Raw genomic sequence first — 1,579 nt, forward strand, 5'->3', positions numbered from 1 at the left:
CTTTATAGGAAATTGCGTTTTTGGAGCAGTCAAAAAAAGAACGCATGTTCATCGAACATATGTTAGATAAACATGCGTTTGGGTATGACAATAAGACGTTGGCAGGATCAGAAGATATAGAAACCTTCTTCGCCAAAACCATCGTCAAATGGATCATCTTCATTTAAGAAATAATCCATATCCAGAAGATCATCCTCGCTCATACGGCGAATGTCCTCGGATGTCATTCCTTCCGGCGGATTATCCATATATTTTTTTCGCAGTTTCTCTGTACTTGGATCCATATATACAGCCCTCCTTTAGGAGGAGTATACCACAGGAATAAGATTTGGAGAAGTCATGCAGAGGACCTCTTTCCACGAGAACGGGACATGGCTTTCTCGTACATTTCTTCCAGAGAAACACGTTTATGATTGAAATAAAGCTCTAAGAACAGCATGGTTGTACCGCATTCACATTTGATCGGGTCATAACCAAAGGAAGAAAGGATGGCGGTACGCCACTGGTTAAAACTCCTGTAAATGTGGTGTTTTTCCCGGGAAATGGTCCTGCGGAGTTTTTTATCAATCTCCCTGTGCCTGGCATAAATGCCGCCATAGCGGATCATCTTAAAATGTTTTTCCGGGATATGACGGACCAGACGCTGTATAAATTCCATGACCGGGATAGTCTCTTCCACATATTGATCATCTTCATGGCGATTGTAATGGAAGGTAACGAAGTCAGCATCATAGTTGTCAATGCGGGAAGTAGCGATCACCGGACGGCCGAGATAGCGGCCGATATATTTGATAGCAGTTTTCGGGTCACAGTTATTGGGTTTGGCATAGACATAGAAGCCGTCTTTGTGTTCCCGGTAGCAGCGAGCCTTCACCTTTTTAAAAGAAGGGCCGATCTTAGCCTCCAATTCATTCAGGAGAGCAGTACGGAAAGCGTTGCGCAGATAAGTATAGTTGAAATGATGAGTCTTGCGCCAGAAAGCATTGTCGCTGTAACCGCCCTCAGAAATAAGACAATGGATATGAGGGTTCCATTTGAGGTCCCTGCCGAAGGTATGGAGGACCATGATGAAACCGGGAGTGAAGTTCATGGATTTATTCTGCTTAAAAAACATACGGGAGACAACGCTGTTTACGGCATGGAAAAGACAGTCGAGGAGGGAGCGGTCATTGAGAAAAAAGTCCCGGAGCTGTTCATCAATGGTAAAGACACAATGGCGGTGAGGGACATCAATAAGTTTAAAGGACATAGAGGTAGTACGATCCATGGCATATTTATTTCCACAGGTAGGGCAGAAACGGCTGTGGCAGCGGAAAGGGACAAATTTCAGCTTACCGCAGGAAGGGCAGCCATACATGGCCCCGCCAAAGGAAGGATCGCCACAATTGATCATCTTATCGATATTTTCCACTTCAGTTTTTCTGGGGTGGAGAGTATATATAATTTCTTCATAATGGTCTTTAAAAATGGTTTGTAATATATTCATAAGTCTATTATGCAGGAAAAACACATAAAAAGAAACCCCCAATTCCCCCATGAATGGGGGCTAGGGGGCTGAAGTGTCGAAGACACTTTTTTA

The 1,579-nt window shown here is 43.8% G+C and carries 2 protein-coding genes; both read right to left on the reverse strand.

The window, feature by feature from the left end:
* Positions 1-107: 107 nt before the first annotated feature.
* Positions 108-284: a hypothetical protein gene (locus FGQ85_RS18530; RefSeq protein WP_171028019.1), complete on the reverse strand. Its 177-nt coding sequence runs from the start codon at positions 282-284 to the stop codon at positions 108-110.
* A 53-nt stretch (positions 285-337) separates the two neighbouring features.
* The gene (locus FGQ85_RS18150) at positions 338-1,537 is read right to left on the reverse strand and encodes a transposase (RefSeq protein ID WP_347563118.1); all 1,200 of its coding nucleotides are present in this window, start codon (positions 1,535-1,537) and stop codon (positions 338-340) included.
* Positions 1,538-1,579: the final 42 nt, after the last annotated feature.

The sequence above is a fragment of the Pseudoflavonifractor sp. BSD2780061688st1 E11 genome (genome assembly GCF_005844125.1).
In the GTDB taxonomy this organism is placed as follows: domain Bacteria; phylum Bacillota; class Clostridia; order Lachnospirales; family Lachnospiraceae; genus Sellimonas; species Sellimonas catena.

What these genes read in the sequence shown, in the direction of transcription:
- FGQ85_RS18150 (WP_347563118.1), bottom strand. Translation starts at nt 1,537, where the DNA reads ATGGGGGAATTGGGGGTTTCTTTTTATGTGTTTTTCCTGCATAATAGA.
- FGQ85_RS18530 (WP_171028019.1), bottom strand. Translation starts at nt 284, where the DNA reads ATGGATCCAAGTACAGAGAAACTGCGAAAAAAATATATGGATAATCCG.